Raw genomic sequence first — 20,097 nt, 5'->3', positions numbered from 1 at the left:
ATGTCGAATGATCGCAATGCTGGTTTTCTTGAACGTCTCTGACCACGTGAGGGCTCGACCTTGATTCGACTCACCGACTACATCGCCAACATTGCTCAGTCCCCCCTGGCTCCTTGGGCCGGTTTGGCGCCTTGGGCCCTGGTCGCCCAGGCGCCGGCCGTTGTTCGCCAGATGCTCGCCGGACTGCCGGCCGACGAGTACAGCGTGAAGGACGAAGTCGCCATCCACCGCACCGCTACCGTCGAACCCGGTGCCTTGCTCAAGCCGCCGCTGATCATTGGCGCCGGGGACGGTCCTGGTACCTGCCAGCGTCGTGGCACGCGGACAGGTGTTTGATGCAGAGAACGACTAGAAATCGGCGATAAATTGCACCCCGCCAACCACTGCCCCCGTGGTTTGCGTCAGCCCGCCGGGGTATTTCACGTATTGCAGGTTGGGCCGCACCATCAGCCATTTCGTCGCCTGCACGCCATAGTTGATCTCGTAGCTGTACTCGCGGCGCTGCTCGGGCACGTACAGCGGGTCATCGATGTTGGTCACGCCATTGGCCGCGTTGAGCATCTGCGTGTTGCGCGTATAGCGGTCGCTGACCTGCAATTTCGACGCGCCGAGGCCGAAGGTGTCGTCGGGGCGTGAGTCGAAGGGGCCACGGTAGATCAGGCCGACCTGGATCAGGTTTTTGATCACGCTTTTGTCCGGGTCATTCATGGTCAGGTTGGCAAACACATTGAGCCCGCGCTTGCTATTGCCGTCCACCGTGGTCAATTGCTGCTGGCCCGACAGCCACCAGCCGTCGTTGCTGGAGTACATCCGATAAGGCTTTTGCGAGCTGGCGGCGTAGTTGCCGTCGGCGTCCTTGAGCCTGTCCTTGGTATCGGCGTTGGCGTAGTAGTAACCGGCGTGGTACTCCGAATTCAGCCCGGCGAGCTGGCCTTTCCAGATTGCTTCGATGGGAAAGCTGGTGCCCTGGGAGCCGCTGATAAAGGGTTTGAAACCGTTGCTGGCTTCGGCGTTGCCGGGGTTCTTGTCGTAGGCACCGACCTGCACGGCGAACTCATCGGTGAACTGGTACTTGGCCCGCACCGCCCACTGGCTGATCGGGAAGCTGTTCCATACGCCGTTCCAGTTGCCTTCCTGGGAACCGCACAGGGTGACGTTCTGGAACTCGCAGGGGAACTGGTCGAAGTCCTCTCCATGGCCAAAGCGCCCCAGTTTCAGGGCGAACTTACGCTCGAAGAACTTTTGCTCGTACCAGAACTGCGAGAGTCGCCAGGCATTGCCGCCGCCGAAGACTTCCATGGTGGAGGTCAGGCCGGTGGCATTGGGCTGGTGCACGCGGTCGTTGGTGATGTCCTTGCCATGGCGCTCGCCGATGCCGATGCGAAAGCTCGCATCCTGCCAGCCGAGGAGTTTTTGCAGGTCCATGTTCACGCCCAGGATCAACTGGTCGCTCCAGCGCGCGGTGGTGTGCGAGTTGTAGCCGCCGCCGAGGTTGGAGCCGACTTCGCCGACGTACTTGAGGGTGAAGTCGTAGCCTTGTTCAGCCAACTGCGGGCGCAGGCCGTTCCAATCGCCGAGCATGGCCGTGGAGTTGGAGTCGAGCAGGCCGGCGCTGAAGGCGCAGGTGGACATGGCGCTGCAAAACAGGGCCAGGGGGAGGGTGGTACGCATGGGATGCTCCTTGGATTGTTGTTTTTATCAGGTACAACACAAATTTCAGGCACACAGAGATCCCTTGTGGGAGGGGGCTTGCCCCCGATGGCGGTGTATCAGCCACGAATGTACCGACTGACACTCTGCTATCGGGGGCAAGCCCCTCCCACATTGGAACGGTGGTGATTGAGGGCGAGCGGGGGTTACTGCAGGTTTACGTAGAGGCCGCCATCGACGAGCAACGACGCGCCGGTCACATAGCGCGCCATGTCCGAGGCGAGGAACACGATCGGCCCGGCCACATCGTCCGGCTCGCCCAGGCGGCCCAGGGGCGTGCGCGAGGTCATGTAGGCGAGTTTTTCTTCGTCGGCCAGGTCTTCCTTGTTGATGTCGGTGGCGATGGTGCCCGGCAGCACCGAGTTGCAGCGGATCCCATACGGGCCCAAGGCGATCGCGCAGGATTGCATCAACGAATGCAGGCCGGCCTTGGTCGGCGTGTAGTGGGTTTGCATACCGCCGCCCACCAGTGCACTGATGGAACTGACGGCAATGATTGCGCCGCCACGGCCCTGGTTTTTCATCTGGTTGGCCGCCGCCTGCACGGCGAAGTAGGCGCCGTTGAGGTTGGTGTTGACGGTTTTCAGATAGACCTCGCGGGGCATGTCGAGGAACGAGTGGAACGGGCAGATGCCGGCATTGTTGACGAACACGTCGACACTGCCGAAGGCCTTGACTGCGCCGGCCACCAGCGTGTCGCCGGTGTCCGGGTCGGCCGCATCGCCGCCCACTTCGATGGCCTGGCCGCCGAAGGCCTTGATCTCTTCGATCAACGCATGCGCAGCCGCGGTGCCTTGGCCGCTGCCGCTGTGGCCGATCACCACGCGGGCACCCTGGCGCGCACATTCACGGGCGGCGGCGCGGCCGATGCCACGGGAGGCGCCGGTGATGATCACGGTTTTGTCTGCAAGCAACATAAAAACACTCCTAAAGAATCAAGCGGCTTCAGCCGAGGTAATTGCCGTAGCCGACCATGGCGATAGCGCCGAGGATCACCGCGATGCCCGCCACCAGCACGCCCTTGTTGGCCGCGCTGGTGCCGTGCCATTCGCGGAAATACAGGCCCCAGCAGTTGGACACGATGATGATGAATGACATGTGCAGCACCCAGGAACTGGCGTCGTTCTGCAGGCGGCTTTCGCCCATGCCGTAGAAAAAGAACTGCAGGAACCACAGCGTGCCGGCAATGGCCACCAGCAAGTAGTTGCCCAGCAGCGGGGTGCTGCGGTCGGTGTAGTTATGGAAAGTGCGGTTGCGCCAGTTCAGCCACAGGCACCAGATGCCGTTGGTGGTCAGGCCGCCCCACATGATCACCATGAAGGTCACGTTGTTCTGGAACAGGCTGTTGGCGCCATGTTCCACCGCTGCCGCCGCCAGTGGGCGACCGGCGGAAATGCCATAGCTGAAACAGGCACTCAGCACGCCGGAAATCACCGCCACCAGCATGCCCTTGCCCAGGGCGAATTCGCTGACGCTGGCGAACTTCACCGCTGCGGACACTTCCCGTTCCTTGATCAGCCCGGCCTTGCCGCACACCGCGATACCGATCAGCGACACCGCCACGCCCCACAGCACCCAATGCCCGCCTTGCGAGGCCAGCATCGAGGTCAGGGTGCCTTCGGTGTCCTGGGTGAACAGGTCGCGGTACAGCGCCGGCATCAAGGCGCCGAGCGCCGAGGTGAGGCCCATGATCAGCGACATGCCCAAGGACAGGCCCAGGTAGCGCATGGTCAGGCCGAAGGTCAGCCCACCAATGCCCCACAACACGCCGAACAGGTAGGTCCAGAGCAGGGTGCCGGTGTCGGCATTGCGCAGGATTTCCACCCAGCCTGGCACCGTCAGTTGGGCGGCAATCAGCGGCACGATCAGCCAGGACACCAGGCCGCCGGTGATCCAATAGCTTTCCCAGGCCCAGCCGCGCACCTTCTTGTAGGGGATGTAGAAACTGCCGGAAGCGAAGCCGCCGATAAAGTGCAGAATCACACCAAGGAGAATGATTTCCACGTCGTTGAATCCTTTTTATTGTTGTTGTGCGTCGGTTAATTCAGGGGTGGTTCAGGTGGAACATCGGCAGCAGGTCGACACTGACCGGCGCGCCGTCCGCGTGGCTGGGCATGATGTCCTGCATGTGGCGCCACCAGCGTTGCATCAGTGCGGTACCGGGCAGTTCATCCAAGCGGTGCGCGTCTTCGTGGGTGAGTACGGCGAACAGCGCATTGGTCGACTCATCGAGGAAAATCCGGTAATCCACCACGCCCGCGTCGAGCAGGGCCTGGGCCAGTTCCGGCCAGATCTCGTCGTGACGCCGACGATATTCATCGGCCTGGCCCGGATTGAGGTGCATGCGAAAAGCGCGGGTCTGCATCACAGCGCTCCATGGGGTGGCGTGGGCGAGTAGATACGCACGGCGTTATGCAGGAAAAACTTGGCCTGCACGGTTTCGGGTTTGTCGGCCATGCAGCGTTTGACGAGCCCCAGGGTGGTGGCGAAATCCGCCAGGTGATCGCTGTTGGGCCAGTCGCTGCCGAAGAAGCAGCGCTCTTCGCCAAAGGCCTCCCACAGCACAGCCAGGCGGTCGTGGTAGAACGCTGTATCAGTGAGCAAACCGTGAGGCCCGAGCTGGGGGATTTCCGCCAGCTTGGCGAACACATTCGGGCGTTCGGCCAGGCGCAGCAGGTCAGCGTGGTACGCGGCCTCTTCACCCGCCGGTACCTGGGCATTGGGCAGGTGGTCGACGATGATGCGCAGCTGCGGCAAGGCATCGCTCAGGTGCAGCAGGCCCTTGAGCAGGCGCGGGTTCGGGTTGGCGCTGTCCAGGCTGCGGCCGGTGGCGGCGAGTTGGCGCAGGCCGTCGATAAACCCCGGGCGGGCCTGGTCGTGCAGCAGGTCGCGGTCCCACAGGTTGCCGTAGCGCAGGCCGAGGAACCGCGGCTCATCCGCCAGGACCTCGAGGTCGGCGGCGAAGTCGGCGTGCAGCGGGTCCAGGTTGCCGACAAAACCGAGCATGCGCGGATCGCTGCGCAGGGTGTGCAGCAGCCAGCGGTTGTCGTCGCGCCACGGGCTGGCTTCCACGGCAATTGCGCCGATCACATTGTGTGGGCCGGCCAGGGCCCAGTAGTCGGCGGGTAAATGGGCGGCGTACAGCCGATTGCCTGGCTCGGGCCACGGGATGCCTTGGGGGCGACGTGGGTCGAACAGGTGCAAGTGGCTGTCGATGATGGGGCCGCTATAAGGCGTCAGGGGCATCGCGCAATCCTTGTGGGATTTTGTCAGGAAGGGCCCGCACGCTACCGCGCACCAGCCCGTTTCACCACCTCAGCTCTGCAGGTACACCACATGGGTATGGGTGTACTCGTAGAGGCCGTGCTTGCCATCGGCGCCGCCGATTCCGGATTTGCGCACGCCGGCATGGAAGCCTTGCATGGCTTCGAAGTTCTCGCGGTTGACGTAGGTTTCGCCGAAGTCGATCTCGCGCACCGCGTGCATGGCCTTGCCGAGGTCACGGGTGTAGATCGACGAGGTCAGGCCGTAGTCGCAGTCATTGGCCAGGGCGATGGCTTCGTCGAGGTCGTCGACAATCTGGATCGGCAGCACCGGGCCGAAGATCTCTTCGCGCATGATCTCCATATCGGCCCGGCACCCGGCCAATACCGTCGGCTGGAAGTGAAAGCCGGCACCCAGGTCGGCGATCTGCCCGCCGCTGACCAGCGTGGCGCCCTGGCTCAGGGCGGTGCGCACTTTGCGGTTGACGTTGTCCAGGCCCTGGCGGTTGATCAGCGGGCCCATTTCCGCATCGGCCAGGGCCAGCGGATCGCCGTAGCGGGTCGCGGACATGGCCGTGCTGATACGCTCGATGAATTGTTCGGCAACCTTGCGCTCCACGTACACGCGCTCGGCGCAGTTGCACACCTGGCCGGTGTTGATGATGCGCGAATCGCGGATGGCTTTGACCGCCAGGTCGAGGTCGGCATCCGCCAGCACGATGGCCGGCGCCTTGCCACCCAGCTCCAGGTTGAGCTTGGTGATGTTCGGCGCGGCGGCGGCCATGATGCGTGAACCGGTGGCGACGCTGCCGGTGAAGCTGATCATGTCCACGCCCTTGTGGGCAGTCAGTGCAGCGCCGACCTGGCCATCGCCGCACACCACGTTGAACACGCCGGCGGGCAGGTCGGTCTGGGCCACCAGTTTGGCGAATTCAAAGCAGTTGTTCGGGGTTTCTTCGCTGGGCTTGATCACGATGGTGTTGCCGGTGAGCAGCGCCGGGGCCAGCTTGCGGGCGATCAGGAAGAACGGGAAGTTCCACGGCAGGATCCCGGCCACCACGCCCAACGGTTTGCGAAACAGGAAGATGTTTTCGTTGGGGCGGTCGCTGGTGATGATCTCGCCTTCGATGCGCCGCGCCCATTCGGCCATGTAGTCGAGGTAGTCGGCGGTGAAGTTCACTTCGACCTCGGCCAGGCCGCTGACCTTGCCTTGTTCCAGGGTGATGGTGCGGGCCAGGTGGGCGACGTTCTCGCGCAGCTTGGCGGCGATGCGGCGCAGGTGCCCGGCGCGTTCGATCGCGGGTTTGCGTGCCCAGTCCTTTTGCGCAGCGCGGGCCGCGGCGAGGGCCTGGTCGACGTCGTCGGCGGTGGACGCCGGGACCTTGGACAACAAGGCCCCGGTCGCCGGGTTGAGCACATCGATGTGCGCCTGGCTTGGGGTAAAGCGGCCGTTGATAAAGTTCTGGTACACGGGAACGGATGACATGGGCAGCTCCTCAGTAAGTGCGCGATGGCGCGTTCGTTTCAGCCGCGGGGCGGTAGCGGGCCAGGGTGGCCAGGGCGCTCTGGCGCAGCAGGCTGATGTCGATGGCCACCGCGATAAAGCGGCAACCCCAGGCCTGGTAGCGGCGTGCGTCGTCTTCGTTGGGCGCCAGGATGCCGCTGGCCTTGCCGGCGGCGAGGGTGGCCTCCACCGCATGCTGGATGCGCTCCTGCACGTCAGGGTGGCCGGGGTTGCCGGCGTGACCGAGGCCGATGGACAGGTCGGCGGGGCCGATAAACACCGCATCCACGCCCTCAACGGCAGCAATCGCCGCGACGTTTTCCACGCCCAGGCGCGACTCCACCTGCACGATCAGGCACAGCTCCTCATGGGCGGTTTGCAGGTAGTTCGCTACCCCGTCCCAACGGGTGGCGCGGGTCAGGCCGCCGCCGACGCCACGAATGCCGTGGGGCGGATAACGCATGGCACGCACCAGGGCCTGGGCCTGTTCGGCGGTTTCCACCATGGGAATCATCAGGGTCTGGGCGCCGACGTCGAGCAGTTGCTTGATCAGGCTCGCGTCACCATTGACCGCACGCACCACCGGCGCGGTGGAGTAGGGCGCAACGGTTTGCAATTGGTTGAGCACGCTCGGCACGGTGTTAGGCGCGTGTTCGCCGTCGATCAGCATCCAGTCGTAGCCGAGGCCGGCGACGATTTCGGCGGCGTAGCCGGTGGCAAAACCGGCCCAGATGCCATATTGGGTGGCGTCCTTGGCCAGGGCGGCCTTGAAGCCGTTACGGGGCATATTCATGGCGTTTTCCTCAGCGATTGTACGGGCGATGCAGCTGGCAATCCGGGTTCAGGTCTACGCCGAAACCGGGCTTGTCGAGTACCGACAAGCGCATGCGGCCATTCATCGGTACCGGCTCGCCGAGCAGTTGCGGGTGGAACATCGGCACCACTTCATCGGCCTTCGGCGCCATCATCAGGAACTCGGCGAACGGGCTGTTATGACGGGTGGCAACAAAGTGGTAGCTGTACACCGACGAGCCGTGGGGCACGACCATTGCGTTGTGGGCATCGGCCAGGGCGGAGATTTTCACCAGTTCGGTGAGGCCGCCGCACCAACCGACATCCGGCTGGATGATGTCGCAGCAGCCCATTTCCAGGAGCATGCGGAAGCCCCAGCGCGTGGCTTCATGTTCGCCGGTGGTCACCAACATGCCTTTTGGCACGTTGTTGCGCAGGGCGGCGTAGCCCCAGTAGTCGTCGGGGGACAGCGCTTCCTCGATCCACTTGAGACCGTGTTCGTGGGCACCAATCGCCAGTTTGGTGGCGTAGTTCACATCCAGGCTCATCCAGCAGTCGAGCATCAGCCAGAAGTCCGGACCGACCCGTTCACGCATGGTTGCCAGGGCTTCGAGGTTTTTGCGCAGGCCTTCTTCGCCTTCGCTGGGGCCGTGGTGCAGGGGCATCTTGCCGCCGATAAAGCCCATCTTCTGCGCCAGGTCCGGGCGCGCACCGGTGGCGTAGAACTGCAACTCGTCGCGCACCGCGCCGCCGAGCAACTGGTGCACCGGCTCCTGGCGGATCTTGCCGAGCAGATCCCACAGCGCCAGGTCCACCCCGGAAATGGTGTTGATCACCAGGCCCTTGCGACCGTAGTAGAGGGTGGACTGGTACATCTGGTCCCAGATCTTCTCGATGTCCGTCACACGTGCGCCTTCGATAAAACGCGCCAGGTGTTTCTCGACGATATACGCCGCCGGTTCACCGCCGGTGGTCACCGCGAAACCGACGGTGCCGTCGCTGGCTTCGATCTCCACGACCAGGGTGCCGAGCACGTTGATGCCGAAGCTGCGGCGGCTCTGGCGGTACTCCGGGTATTTGCTCATGGGCGTGGAAATATGGTCGTCGATCCAATGGCCGTCGCCCTGGTCGTGATAATCGGCGCCGCCGCCTCGCAGGACAAAGGCGCGCACGTGTTTGATGGTGAGATGACCCATGGTATGACTCCTGGAATTAAACCGTGGCCGGCGTGTTCGACGCGGTGCGGCCGGGTGAATGGATGCCCAGTACCAGCAGTGCAGCCAGTACCGTGGTGGCGGACAGCAGGTACAAACCGGCCGCCGGGGAATCGAAGGCGCCTTCGGCCCAGTGCTTGATCACCGGGGCGATAAAGCCGCCGAGGGCACCGAACGAATTGATCAGCGCAATGCCGGCTGCGGCGGCGCTGCCGGCCAGGTAGCTGGATGGGAAGGTCCAGAACACCGGCTGCACCGCGATAAAGCCCGACGCGGCAAAGCACAGCGCGAGCATGCCCAGCAGCGGATTGGCGAAGGTCACCGAGCAGGCGATGCCGGCGGCGGCCATCAATAACGTCAGGCAGGCGGTGCGGCGGCGTTCGCCGGTGCGGTCGGAATAACCGGGGATCCACCAGGCGGCGAACAGCGCGCAGACCCAGGGAATCGCCGAGACCAGCCCGACCATCAAGCCGACCTTGGTGCCGAGCAGGCCGCCCACTTGGGTGGGCAGGTAAAACACCACGCCGTACACGCTGGCCTGGATCAGCAGGTACACCAGGCACAAGTACAGCACCGAGGGTTGGCACAACACGGTCAGCAGGCTGCGGCCATGGGAGGTTTTGTGTTGGTCTTCCTGGTCGAGCAGCTTCTGGATTTGCTCGCGCTCGTCCACGCTCAGCCACGTGGCGTCGGCCGGCCGATTGTCCAGGTACCAGTAGGCCCAGATGCCTACCGCGCTGGCCATCAAGCCTTCCACGGCGAACAGCCATTGCCAGCCGTGAATCCCCCCGAAGCCATCCATCTCCAACAGCAAGCCGGACAACGGGCTGCCGAAGATAAAGGCCAGGGGCGCGCCAAAGTAGAAGAAGCCCATGGCCTTGCCGCGCACGGCCTGGGGGAACCAGTAGGTGAGGTAGAGGATCACGCCGGGGAAGAATCCGGCTTCGGCCACGCCCAGCAAAAAACGCAGCACGTAGAAGCTGGTTTCGTCATGGGCGAACACCATCGCCGCCGAAATCAGGCCCCAGCTGACCATGATCCGGCACATCCACAGGCGGGCGCCGACGCGGTGCAGGATCAGGTTGCTCGGCACTTCCAGCAGCGCGTAGCCGACGAAGAACACACCGGCGCCAAAGGCGAAGGCGGCATCGCTCAAGCCGGTGTCGGCCTGGAAGGCTTGCTTGGCGAACCCGACGTTGGCGCGGTCGAGAAACGCCATGATGTACATCAGCAGCAGGAAGGGCAGCAGCCGCCAGGAAATCTTGGCGAGCAAGGGCGCGGGCAGGGTTTTCATGAGGAAGTCCGTTGTTTTGTTCTTATGGACCGGACTGTACGGCGGCCGAGCAATGCGCTACAAATCGAATCTCGCTTACAACCGATAACCTCAGGGTATCGATAATAAGGAAAAAATGCGTAGTCCCACGATCTCTCCCAGCCTGTTCAACCGCCTGCGCTACAAGCACCTGCATATGCTGGTGGCGCTGAGTTCCAGCCAGAACCTGCACCGCGCCTCGCAGGCGCTGAACATGTCGCAACCGGCGGCCACGCGCATGCTGCGCGAAATCGAGGACATGTTCGGCTGTGACCTGTTCGAGCGTTTGCCACGTGGGATGCGTCCTACAGCGCTCGGCCAGCAGCTGATCAACTTTGCCGAATCGGCGCTGAGTGGCCTCGACCGTTGCGCCGAAGACCTGATGGCGCGCCAGCAGGGCGGCTATGGCTACTTGTCCATCGGCACCATCATGGGCGCCGCGCCGGACTTGGTGATGGACTGCATTGCGCAGATCAAGGCGCTCAACCCGCAACTGCGTATCCGCATCATGGGCGACACCAGCGACCAGGTGATCCAGTTGCTGGAGCAGGGGCGCATCGACATGGCCATCTCCCGGCGCACTGCCGCCACCGACAGCGAGCACTACAGCTTCGAACCCCTGGGCAACGAGCGCCTGCTGGTGGTGGTGCACGCCGGCCACCCGTTGGCCCGGCGCGGTCGGCTATCGTTGACGGAGCTGGTACGCGACTGGCCGTGGATCCTGCAACCGCAAACCAGCCCGGCGCGTATCGGTTTTGACCAGGCCCTGCAAGACCTGGCGCTGCCGAGTCCGGCGGACATCATCGAATGCAGCTCGGTGTACTCCATGCAGCAGTTGATCCAATTGACCGACGCGGTGATGGTGCTGTCGGAAAGTGCCCTGCGTGATTATCTGAAGATGGGCCTGGTGGTGGCGCTGCCGGTGGCCCTGGACGTGCGGCTGGCGCCGTTTGGCATGCTGTTGCGCAAGGGCGAGGGGGTGAGCCGCGAATTGGGCTTGTTTATTGACCTGCTGCGGCAGAAGGCGGCGATGCTGTAAACGCGAGGTTGAAAAGATCATGGTGTCCCGGCACGATATTAAATAGAATGAATCTCATTTGAGACTCAATCGCGCCGTGCAGGTTGTTGCCATGAATGATGCTGTTGTCCCCACGCACGCCCCCGAACTGACGCTATCGAGTTTGTACCGCGACCATCGCAGCTGGCTGGAAAGCTGGCTGCGGCGGCGCCTGGGCAATGCCTGGGATGCGGCCGACCTCAGCCAGGATACGTTCTTGCGCGTGCTCGCCAGCGCCCAGCCGATTGCGCAGATGCAGGAACCCCGGGCGTACCTGGTGACGGTGGGCAAGCGCCTGCTGGTGAATTTCCATCAGCGCCGCAGTCTGGAACAGGCTTACCTGAATGCCCTGGCCACCTTGCCCGACACCTGTGTACCGTCGCCCGAACAGCGCTGGCTGGTGCTGGAAACCCTGCAAGCCCTGGATGAATTGCTCGACGGCTTGCCGGTACTGGTGCGCCGCGCGTTTCTGTGGAGCCAGCTGGAAGGCCTGGGTTATCGCGAGATTGCCGAGCGCCTTGACGTGTCCGAACGTACGGTGAAGCGCTACATGGCCCAGGCCTATGAGCATTGCCTGCTGGTGGAGCTGTGAGCCGCGACGTCGCGCGCGCCGCTGCCGAGTGGCTGGCGCTGCTCGAGTCCGGCGCCGCCACGGAGCGCGATCACGCCGCGTTGCAGCACTGGCGCGACAGCCATCCCCAGCACGAACAGACCTGGCAGAAAGCCCAGACCTTGCGCCAGCGTTTCAGCGACTTGCCCCAGGCGCTCGCCATGGCCAGCCTCGACCGCCCGCAACCGGGGCGGCGTGCCGTGCTCAAGCGCACCCTGGGGGTGGCGGCGCTGGTGCCGGCGGCGTGGTTGATCAGCCGTCAGTTGCCCATCGAAGCGTGGCGCGCCGACTTGCACACCGCCACCGGCGAACGTAAACGCATGCCGTTGGCCGAAGGTGGCAGCCTGCAACTGAATACGGCGACAGCCGTGGACGTGGACCTGGCACAACGGCGCATCACCCTGGTCGACGGTGAACTGGCGCTGAACATTCCGGGCACGGCGGCGATGACGGTGCAAACCCGCTACGGCCAATTGCTCGTCAGCCAGGCTGAAGTGTGCGTGCGGCAACTGTCTTCCGGATGCCTGGTGTCGGTGCTCAAGGGCGCGGTGCAGGTGCGTGAGTTGAGCGGCAACCTGGCCACATTGCAGGGTGGCCAGCAAGCGCCGTTGAAAGCTGGCGGACTTGGCGCCTGGGTGCCGTTCGATGTGCTGCAACTGGGCTGGCGCGACGGCGTGTTGACCGCGCAGAACCAGTTGCTCGGGGATTTTTTGCGCGAGCTGGAGCGTTATCGACCGGGCGTGTTGCGCTGGGATCCCCGCCTGGAAACGCTGCGGGTCACCGGCAGTTTTCGCTTGGATGACACCGACCGCATCCTCAACCTGCTGGCCTCGACCCTGGGGTTGGAGGTGCAATCTCGAACGCGTTATTGGGTGAGCCTGCGCAAGGCGGCGTGATGCGGTTTGTGGCAAGCCTGCTTGTTGCGGTGAGCAGGCTTGCCCTAATGCCAGTCAGTTAAGGAGGAACACTGTAACTGTGGCGAGCGGGCTTGCCCCGCGTTGGGGCGCGTAGCGGCCCCTCATAGGGTCACCGCCACTATCCTGCCTGATCGCGGTGGCTGGTTTTAGGGCCGCTTCGCAGCCCAACGCGGGGCAAGCCCGCTCACCACAACAAGCCCGCTCACCACAGGTTGCTAACAGCCCTCAGATCACATGGGCCCGCTGCAACTCGGTCAAGGCTCGCGCCTTAAGCTGCGCCAGCAACGGATCACGCCGATCCCTCGGGTGTGGCAGGTCGACCGCCAGCTCCTGGCGAATACTGCTCGGCCGGTTGTCCATCACCAGCACCCGGTCACTCAGGTACAGCGCCTCATCCACATCATGGGTCACCAGCAACAAGGCGATGGCGTGATGCGCCGCCAGTTGCAGCAGCAAGTCCTGCAGCTTCATGCGGGTGAAGGCATCCACCGCGCTGAACGGCTCATCCAGCAACAACACCTGCGGGCGTGAATACAGGCCGCGTGCGATCGCCACCCGCTGCGCCATGCCACCGGACAACGCTTTGGGCAGTGCCTGGGTGAAGCCCTTGAGGCCGACTTCCTCGATCAATTGCGTGACCCAGGCCCTGTCGTAGTGGTTGTCATCGCTGAAACCGATGTTCTGCTCCACCGTGAGCCAAGGCATCAGGCGCGGTTCCTGGAACACAAACGCCACGTGGCCGTCGGGGCTGCGCAGTGCGCCCTGGAAGTCCTTTTCCAGCCCGGCGACGATCCGTAGCAAAGTACTTTTGCCGCAGCCACTGGGGCCCAGCAGGCTGACCGCTTCGCGAGGCTGCAAGGCCAGGCGCACGTCTTTCAATACGGTGGTGCTGGCAAAGCTTTTACGCTCCACCCGAATATCCAATAGCGGCTGCGTACTCATTGTTCCGCTCCTTGACCAGTGAAGGTGTCGCGCCAGGCCAGGCAGCGTTTCTCCAGCGCCGCAAGCAGGCCGTCGCTGACCTTGCCCAGCAGCGCCAACACGATTATGGCGGCCAGCACAATGTCGGGCCGTGAGGTTTCCCGCCCATCGCTGAGCAGGTAACCCAGGCCCTTGGTGGCCGCGATCAGTTCGGCCGCCACAAGGAACATCCACGCCAGGCTCAAGCCACTGCGCAGCCCGGTAAACAGGCCGGGCAGGGCGGCGGGCAGCAGCACGCGCCGCACCAGGCGACGGCGACTGAAAGCGTACATTTGCCCGACTTCCACCAGCTTGCGATCAATATCGCGAATCGCCGCGACGCCATTGAGGTACACCGGGAAAAACGCGCCAATGGCGATCAGCACAATCTTCGAGGTTTCATCGATGCCCAGCCACAACAGCAGCAGGGGCACCCAGGCCAGGCTCGGGATCGACCGCAGGCCGGCGAAGGTCGGTTCCAGGTAGGCTTCGGCCTCACGGCTCAAACCGACCCAGGCGGCGAACACCAGGGCCAGGCTGGCGCCGATGGCAAAGCCCAGCAGCACCCGCGCGAGACTGGCGCTGATGTGTTTCCACAACGCGCCTTCGGCCAGGTCGGTGAGGGTCACGGCGATCTCGCTGGGCGCCGGCATCTGGTAGGACGGTAGCCAGCCGACCCGCACGACCACTTCCAGGATCAACAGGATCAGCACCGGCAAGACCAGGCCTTTGAACCGCCGTGGCCAGGCGTTGCGCTGGCTGACCACGGGAACCGGAAGGGGCAACGCTTGGCTTTTGCTGGTCATTACATGCCCCTTACTGCTGCGGCAGGGTTTGGCCAAACGAAGGGTCGATCAGTTGATCGATCACCTGGTCCACATTCACCCCACGGCGTACCAATTCCTCGGACACCAGGATCGGCGCCGCGGCCTTGGACGACTGCACATCCTTGGCGCTCAACCACGGCGTGCTCAGGTCGGTGCGCGACAATTGCAGCTTGGCGACTTCCAGCGGCAGGCCGGATTCGTCGGCCAGCAACTTGGCGAATTCATCCGGGTGCTTCACTGCCCAGTCACGCGCTTTTTCATAAGCGCCCAACACCTTGGTGATGGTTTGCGGGTGCGCCTTGGCGAACGTCTCGGTGACGCTCACCACGCCATAGCTGTTGAAGTCTTTGTTGCGGTACAGCAGGCGCGAACCGGCCTGGATTTGACTGGCGGCCATGTGCGGATCGAGACCGGCCCAGGCGTCCACGTCACCTTTTTCCAGGGCGGTGCGGCCGTCGGGGTGTTGCAGGTGCACCAGTTCCACATCGTCTTTTTTCAGCCCGGCCTGTTGCAGGCTGCGCAGGGTGAACAGGTACGGGTCGGTGCCTTTGGTGGCAGCGATTTTCTTGCCCTTCAGGTCGTTGACGCTGTTGAGTGGTGAGTCCTTGCGCACCATCAGGGCCGTCCATTCGGCGCGGCTGTAGACGTACACCGATTTGATCGGGCTGCCGTTGGCCCGGCTCAACACGGCGGACAAGCTGGCGGACGAAGCGAAATCCACGCCGCCGCTGTTGAGATATTCCAGAGACCGATTGCTGCCCTGGCTCAGTACCCAGCCGACCTTGCTGTTGGGCAGGGCCTGCTCCAGCCAGCCGAAGTGCTTGAGCACCAGGCTGACCGGCGAGTAGTAGGCGTAGTCAAGGTTGACGTTGGCGGGATCGGTTTCGGCGGCATATGCCTGCGATTGCAGGCACAGGACGAGGGCGCAGGCGCCGAGTAAACGCTGGGTGAAGGGTTTCATGGAACAGCTCCGGGCAAGGCATGGGGAGAAGGCTTTTCTTATATTCATAAAACTGATTCAGCATGCTCCATCATGCTTTACAGGAATATGCAGTCTCTATGCCAAGGCCACCGCTACCCCGCGTAGATATCGCCGTATCCCAATCCGTAGCAGCTGCGGAGCGCAAGCGAGGCTGCGTCAGGCGCGCTGCAGATTCAGGCTCGAGTTGCGGCCAACGCAGCCTCGCTTGCGCTCGGCAGCTGCTACGGGGGGAGCAAATTGTTGATAGGCTGTTCGTCAGGCAACAGTTTGCATATGTTTTTATGGAATAAATAAAGAGTTATATATTCCTTTTAATTTTTTTGCGCAGAGCGCACTTTGAGGGCCTGCGCATTCGTGCGGATTGACCCAACAGCCAAAAGGAAAGCCGACATGACCATTAAAGCGATCAACGTGCGCAACCAGTTCAAGGGCGTGATCAAGGACATTCTGCTAGGAGAAGTGGTGTCGGAAATCGACGTGCAAACTGCTTCAGGCATCGTCACCTCGGTGATCACCACCCGCTCGGTGCGTGACTTGGAATTGAAAGTCGGCAGCGAAGTGATTGCCTTCGTGAAGTCCACCGAAGTGTCCATCGCCAAGCTGTAAATGAGTGCCCCCGAACAGCGTTCGGGGGCGGCTGCCCGGCTCAGTCGATACGGTCGAAGATCTGCCGGATCGTTTCGGTACTGAACACGCCCTTGCCCGTCTCCGGGATCAGCTCGAAGCTGCCGTCGGCTTTGACCGTCACACCTGCCGAGCCGGCAATCGTCACAGTCACACCGGGCCGCTCCTTGAGTAGGTTTCTCAGGGGCTGTTGCCCTTGGAACTCTTGTCCAATGACAGTCGCCATCCCTTGGATGGATTGGCTGTTGACACCTCCCACCCAGATCACGCGTCCACCTTTTTCCAATGAGGTTCGTAAGGTCTCCAGCAGTTCCTGGGTATTGCCTCGCAAGCCCAGCTCCAGGTTACTGCCGGTCAGGTGCATCAGCGTGCGGGTCTGGTAGGTGCTGCCGTTCCAGTCGGTGAGTACCGCCAGCGCCGAACAGTCGGACAGGTTCCGTGTCGACAGCGCCTCGTTGCTTTTGGCGAGTGTTGTCGATTCGCCCATGGCGACATGGACAGTGGCCTCGGCGGGCCTCCTGGGCAGGCGGGGCACGACCCGTTCGGCGGGAGTAGTTTCAGTGTCGGATAGGTAACGGCGCTTAGGCTCTTTGATGAGGGTGTCCATCCAGTCGGGGTCCAAGGGGCTCATATCGGCTTGGTTGCCCTCGCGGATTTTCCAGCCGGCGGCCTCCCATTTGCTCATCGTGGCTTTCAACTGCCGTATGTAGTCCGATGCGGGGCAAGCGATATCAGCCCAGGGGTCGACGATCCAGGCGTCTGCCCAGGCAGGTCCGGAGAAATCGATGCTCGTTTCGGCCAGGCCTGAAGGCCCACCAATCACCGTGAATGAATGCTGGGTGCCGGCGCCCCATTCGTGCGCCAGGCCGCCACTCCTGCGCACGATGTCCCTGGACAGCAGGGCCATTTCACCGCAATTGCCGGCGCCGGATTTCATGACTAGGTTGGCGGCATTCGGCGCGCGTAAGTCGGCGGTGCGACGGAGCCAGCCGAGCGTCATCGAAGCCGCGTCCCCCCTGGCCAGGTCGCCCGCCGAGCGCACCATGTTGCCCGGCCCGAGCCCAGTGGCCTTGAGTGCCAGTTTTACATTGTGCTTGGCGTTCTCGGCGTAAAACTGGTTCTGCTGCCTGGCAGGCCAGCTTGAGAAGTCCGAGGGTTTTTCAAGGGCTGTCACACGCTGGGGGCGCAGCGCCACATCGGGCGGGGTAATGGCGCGGGCCCGCTGCAGTTGGTAGACCACTTCCCGTTGTTGTTCATCGGTGAGCGGTTTGCAGAGTTTTTTCAGCGCGTCAATATCGGCCTCTGTGTAGCCTGATGCACGCAGCAGTTCGTAAGCGCCCTTGAGCTTGGGCAGTGCGACCAAATCGGCATCCAGCGCCTGCATGCTGTGATTGCGGCTCAAGAACTTGCGGTAGTCCTGTACGAGGTCCAGTTCGAAGGGGCTGCACTTTTTGAAGGTGATATCGCCCGTGCGTGCCTTGCCCATGGGGGCGTAATAGAACTCTGCGGTGTCCGCCTCTACGACCAGGTAGTGCTCTGCGCCGCGATTGACTACAACCGCCCTGAGTTGGCGCTGATCATCGACGCTATTGCTGATCTTATTGAGCCTGACCACCCGTGTCTGCTGCGCAAGCTTCCCCGAGGCGGCGCCTGAGTAGAAGCCAAAACCCGGGTCGGCAATGATTTTGCCGCTCACCCGGTTTTTATAGATGATGCGCTTGGCATTGGCGACCGGGATCAACTGTGAACCCGCTTGCGTTTCGGCCATGGTGTACACGCGTTTTTCGTAGATCACCTGCCGGCTTTTGCTGAAGACACCGGCTTTGGACGGGAATAGGCGTACATGCTCCATGGCCTGAAGCTGCTGCTCCGGCTTGGGAAGGTTGGCGATGATCTTGGCGAAGCAATCCTCGCTGACCGCACGCCGCACGCGCTGACCGATCGAAGAGGCGCTGCAGACCGCTTCGAAGGTGTCCAGGGGCTCGTTGCCCTTGAGCGATTCCAGGTCGCTCAACTCGCCGGGTTTGTCGTTCAGGTAGCGATACACGCCGTCACCGTCCACCAGGTCGTAACCCTTGGCGCGGGGCAGTGTGTAGGCGCTTTCGCTTAAGGGGTGGTCAATGACCTGAGCGCGTTGGCCGTCGGCAAATAGTTCGTCGCGCAGCGACAGCGTGGACGGTCGCTCGAGGGCCTCATGTTCCGTGCTTCCGACCCCACCCAGCACCGAAAACAACGTGTTGAGCATACCGTCCAGAAGGGTGGAGGCACCTTGCTGACGTTCTGCCTGGGTATCACCTGACTTGGTTTTTTCGAGACCCACTACGGTCTCTGCAATCGCGCTGGCCAAGGCTGCGCCGATGACAATCGGCTCGGCAATCACTGCAAATTTGGCCGCGAGTCCCGCTGCGGCGGTCAAGTCGTTCAGCCAGGTGTCGCGGGTGACCTCGCTGTCGGATTTGATCATCACGTCCGCGTCGCTGGTCATGCGCTGCCGGGTAGCGTCCCTCATGGCGCTGAAGACGTCGCCCAGGATACGCACATTGGCGCTGTCGATAATCGTCCCTTCGATATTGTCCCAATACCCGTTGCCCAGGTATTTCAAGGCGGTATCGACACCTTTGTTCGGCGTGTCGTCGGCGGTGAAGAACATTTTCACATCGGTCCAGAAACCGCTGTCGTTGTCTTGTCGGTCCCGCAGCGAAAAATGTGACGCCAGTGCCTGGCTTTTATCGGCATCCTTGCCCTGGTCGGCGACCCATTGGTCCATTTTTTCAAGGGACTCGAATCGAAGAAACGCAGGTTGGTGGCCGGGGATATAGAGCACCTGTACGCCACCGTTTCCGCTAAAACGCAGGATGTCAGTTGATTGAAAACCGTTGAGGTCAAACACATGGGTTATCACTGCGCCCTTTACCGGCGCCGTTGCCTGCAACTGCTTGACGGTCAGGGGTTTGTGTTTATCCAGTGGCAGATTGGAGGCGGCGCCCATGACGAGGCGATAGTCATCCGCCGTAAAGCGTTGCTCCGCCGGCAGTTGCTGACGTTCGTCGGCTGAGGCCAGCTCATGGTGCTTGAGTTGTGCGCGTGCCTGGGCGACAAACTCACCCTTCAGGGCGGTACGGTAATCAGCACCATGGTCTTGCCAGAAACGCTCCAGTTTGTCGGTGATGTGTAGTTGAAAGTTGGTTTTCCAGCTTTCGTGCATCAGCGCCGAAGGGGCGAGCGGGAACTGGTTATGGGCGCCGTAACCGCCTTTTTGACTGTACCCGGCGCCGACTTTGTACAACCCCGCATCCTGGTCAAGTACACCCGGCAGCGCGTCCTGTTCATTGAAATTGCTGAGCAGTGCATCCGGCAAGGCTTGCGAGCGTATCGGCTCTTCGCCCCTGTGCTCCCAACCGGTGGCCGAGGTCGTGGATTGCGCGTTTCCAAAGCGGTTCAAGAACACCGTATTGGCATCCACCGTGAACCCGGTCAGGTTGAGGATGATTGCTTCCGCCCATTTTTTGGCCTCGTCGCGCACGTTCGGCAGCGCCGCGTATGTGCCCAGTATCAAGGCCTCATACCGGGCTTTGTCGTGCACCACGTTAGGGTTGGGCGGCCCGAGCGCGGTGAGCTCGCGCAGCAGGCGCTTGAGTTCATTGGTGGTTTTCGGCAGTTGCTTGCCTGATGTCTGCAGGAGTTGCGCAAGGGTGGCGCGAGCGGGTTCGCCGTGATGATAGGCCTGGCTGTAGGAGGAACCTGCGGACACGTTGATGCTGTTGCTGCTCAAGTCGCGGGCCATGGCCTGGATGGCGGCAGGTGGTGGAGGCAAGCCGATCAACACCCGGGCCAGGCCTTCCATGAGCTGATGCCGGTCATGCATATCACCGACGATGCGCTGTTGTGCCGCCAGGGCTGCGTCGCCTCGCCGAGGGTCAGTGCCGGGGAGCGTGGGGAACGTCTGGCTTCGGAGCATTTCGCTGACGGCCTGCGCGTCGGATTGGCTCACGCCATAGAACTGCGACACCTCTTCGACACTGGCCACGTTGTACGGTTTGAACGGGTAATTGAGCAGCGTGCCGCTGGCCGGTGGCCAGAACCCGAGGGCCTGTACCGCTTGTATCAGCGGCCCGGCGACTGCGGCAAAGCCGGAGTGATCGTCCAAGGTGAAGGTTTGGGGCTGGCCATTGATGATCACGTCCAGGGCCTGGGTGTCCGGATGAAACTGGACGTTGGACGGTGAAATGTCGTTTGCCCTCATCCATTGCTTGAAGTCGGGAGTGCGCAGGGCATTGTCCAGTTGCTTCAACCACCGCCCGAGGGTGGAGTGCGCCGGTATGTTG

Annotated in this window: 18 protein-coding genes; 5 read left to right on the top strand and 13 right to left on the bottom strand. The window is 62.6% G+C overall.

Going from position 1 to position 20,097, the window contains the following annotated elements:
- The first annotated feature begins 60 nt into the window (after positions 1-60).
- Entirely contained in the window at positions 61-336 is a 276-nt protein-coding gene (locus FIV39_RS30375; RefSeq protein WP_390620720.1) for an LbetaH domain-containing protein, read from the top strand.
- A 12-nt stretch (positions 337-348) separates the two neighbouring features.
- On the opposite strand, the gene FIV39_RS30370 is transcribed toward FIV39_RS30375, so the two are convergent.
- The 9 genes from FIV39_RS30370 to FIV39_RS30330 form a co-directional block, all read right to left on the bottom strand.
- On the bottom strand, positions 349-1,671 hold the full coding sequence (locus FIV39_RS30370) for a carbohydrate porin (RefSeq protein ID WP_090404939.1): 1,323 nt from the start codon (positions 1,669-1,671) through the stop codon (positions 349-351).
- A 185-nt stretch (positions 1,672-1,856) separates the two neighbouring features.
- On the bottom strand, positions 1,857-2,627 hold the full coding sequence (locus FIV39_RS30365; RefSeq protein ID WP_090404936.1) for an SDR family NAD(P)-dependent oxidoreductase: 771 nt from the start codon (positions 2,625-2,627) through the stop codon (positions 1,857-1,859).
- A gap of 28 nt (positions 2,628-2,655) precedes the next feature.
- On the bottom strand, positions 2,656-3,714 hold the full coding sequence (gene rhaT, locus FIV39_RS30360; RefSeq protein ID WP_090404933.1) for an L-rhamnose/proton symporter RhaT: 1,059 nt from the start codon (positions 3,712-3,714) through the stop codon (positions 2,656-2,658).
- A gap of 40 nt (positions 3,715-3,754) precedes the next feature.
- Positions 3,755-4,075 carry an L-rhamnose mutarotase gene (rhaM, locus tag FIV39_RS30355; RefSeq protein ID WP_186731569.1) on the bottom strand — a complete coding sequence of 107 codons (321 nt, stop codon included), beginning with the start codon at positions 4,073-4,075 and terminating at the stop codon, positions 3,755-3,757.
- Positions 4,075-4,956: an amidohydrolase family protein gene (locus FIV39_RS30350; protein ID WP_090404930.1), complete on the bottom strand. Its 882-nt coding sequence runs from the start codon at positions 4,954-4,956 to the stop codon at positions 4,075-4,077. The genes rhaM and FIV39_RS30350 overlap by 1 nt, the downstream gene beginning before the upstream one ends.
- Positions 4,957-5,025: 69 nt before the next feature.
- Complete coding sequence (aldA, locus tag FIV39_RS30345) at positions 5,026-6,459, bottom strand: aldehyde dehydrogenase (RefSeq protein WP_090404927.1); 1,434 nt, start codon at positions 6,457-6,459, stop codon at positions 5,026-5,028.
- 10 nt (positions 6,460-6,469) lie between these two features.
- Positions 6,470-7,270 (bottom strand): aldolase/citrate lyase family protein, encoded by an 801-nt coding sequence (locus FIV39_RS30340; protein ID WP_090404923.1) that lies wholly within the window; start codon positions 7,268-7,270, stop codon positions 6,470-6,472.
- Positions 7,271-7,280: 10 nt separating this feature from the next.
- Positions 7,281-8,465, bottom strand: coding sequence for an L-rhamnonate dehydratase (gene rhmD / locus FIV39_RS30335; protein WP_090404920.1), 1,185 nt, complete (start codon positions 8,463-8,465; stop codon positions 7,281-7,283).
- A 16-nt stretch (positions 8,466-8,481) separates the two neighbouring features.
- On the bottom strand, positions 8,482-9,777 hold the full coding sequence (locus FIV39_RS30330; RefSeq protein WP_090404917.1) for an MFS transporter: 1,296 nt from the start codon (positions 9,775-9,777) through the stop codon (positions 8,482-8,484).
- A 115-nt stretch (positions 9,778-9,892) separates the two neighbouring features.
- Between FIV39_RS30330 and FIV39_RS30325 the strand changes: the two genes are divergently transcribed.
- From FIV39_RS30325 to FIV39_RS30315, 3 genes are all read left to right on the top strand, one after another.
- Positions 9,893-10,834: a LysR family transcriptional regulator gene (locus tag FIV39_RS30325; RefSeq protein WP_090404914.1), complete on the top strand. Its 942-nt coding sequence runs from the start codon at positions 9,893-9,895 to the stop codon at positions 10,832-10,834.
- Positions 10,835-10,925: 91 nt separating this feature from the next.
- Positions 10,926-11,444 (top strand): sigma-70 family RNA polymerase sigma factor, encoded by a 519-nt coding sequence (locus FIV39_RS30320; RefSeq protein WP_027607930.1) that lies wholly within the window; start codon positions 10,926-10,928, stop codon positions 11,442-11,444.
- Positions 11,441-12,358 (top strand): DUF4880 domain-containing protein, encoded by a 918-nt coding sequence (locus FIV39_RS30315; protein ID WP_090404911.1) that lies wholly within the window; start codon positions 11,441-11,443, stop codon positions 12,356-12,358. Before FIV39_RS30320 ends, FIV39_RS30315 begins: the two co-directional genes overlap by 4 nt.
- A gap of 246 nt (positions 12,359-12,604) precedes the next feature.
- On the opposite strand, the gene FIV39_RS30310 is transcribed toward FIV39_RS30315, so the two are convergent.
- From FIV39_RS30310 to FIV39_RS30300, 3 genes are read right to left on the bottom strand one after another with little or no spacing between them, the layout of a single operon-like run.
- Positions 12,605-13,321 carry an ABC transporter ATP-binding protein gene (locus FIV39_RS30310; protein ID WP_090404908.1) on the bottom strand — a complete coding sequence of 239 codons (717 nt, stop codon included), beginning with the start codon at positions 13,319-13,321 and terminating at the stop codon, positions 12,605-12,607.
- Positions 13,318-14,145, bottom strand: coding sequence for an ABC transporter permease (locus FIV39_RS30305; RefSeq protein ID WP_090404905.1), 828 nt, complete (start codon positions 14,143-14,145; stop codon positions 13,318-13,320). The genes FIV39_RS30310 and FIV39_RS30305 overlap by 4 nt, the downstream gene beginning before the upstream one ends.
- A gap of 10 nt (positions 14,146-14,155) precedes the next feature.
- Positions 14,156-15,127, bottom strand: a complete 972-nt coding sequence (locus tag FIV39_RS30300; protein ID WP_090404903.1) for an aliphatic sulfonate ABC transporter substrate-binding protein — start codon at positions 15,125-15,127, stop codon at positions 14,156-14,158.
- Between the two features lie 411 nt (positions 15,128-15,538).
- Here FIV39_RS30300 and FIV39_RS30295 point away from each other — a divergent pair, with 411 nt between their 5' ends.
- Entirely contained in the window at positions 15,539-15,754 is a 216-nt protein-coding gene (locus FIV39_RS30295) for a TOBE domain-containing protein (protein ID WP_090404900.1), read from the top strand.
- A 40-nt stretch (positions 15,755-15,794) separates the two neighbouring features.
- Here the strand turns inward: FIV39_RS30295 and FIV39_RS30290 are convergent, their stop codons facing one another.
- Positions 15,795-20,063, bottom strand: a complete 4,269-nt coding sequence (locus FIV39_RS30290) for a dermonecrotic toxin domain-containing protein (RefSeq protein WP_244176352.1) — start codon at positions 20,061-20,063, stop codon at positions 15,795-15,797.
- Between the last annotated feature and the right edge of the window lie 34 nt (positions 20,064-20,097).

The sequence above is a fragment of the Pseudomonas grimontii genome (genome assembly GCF_007858185.1).
Lineage (GTDB): Bacteria > Pseudomonadota > Gammaproteobacteria > Pseudomonadales > Pseudomonadaceae > Aquipseudomonas > Aquipseudomonas grimontii.
Note: the sequence above shows the minus strand (reverse complement) of the source record. Positions and strands in the feature narration are given on the sequence as shown.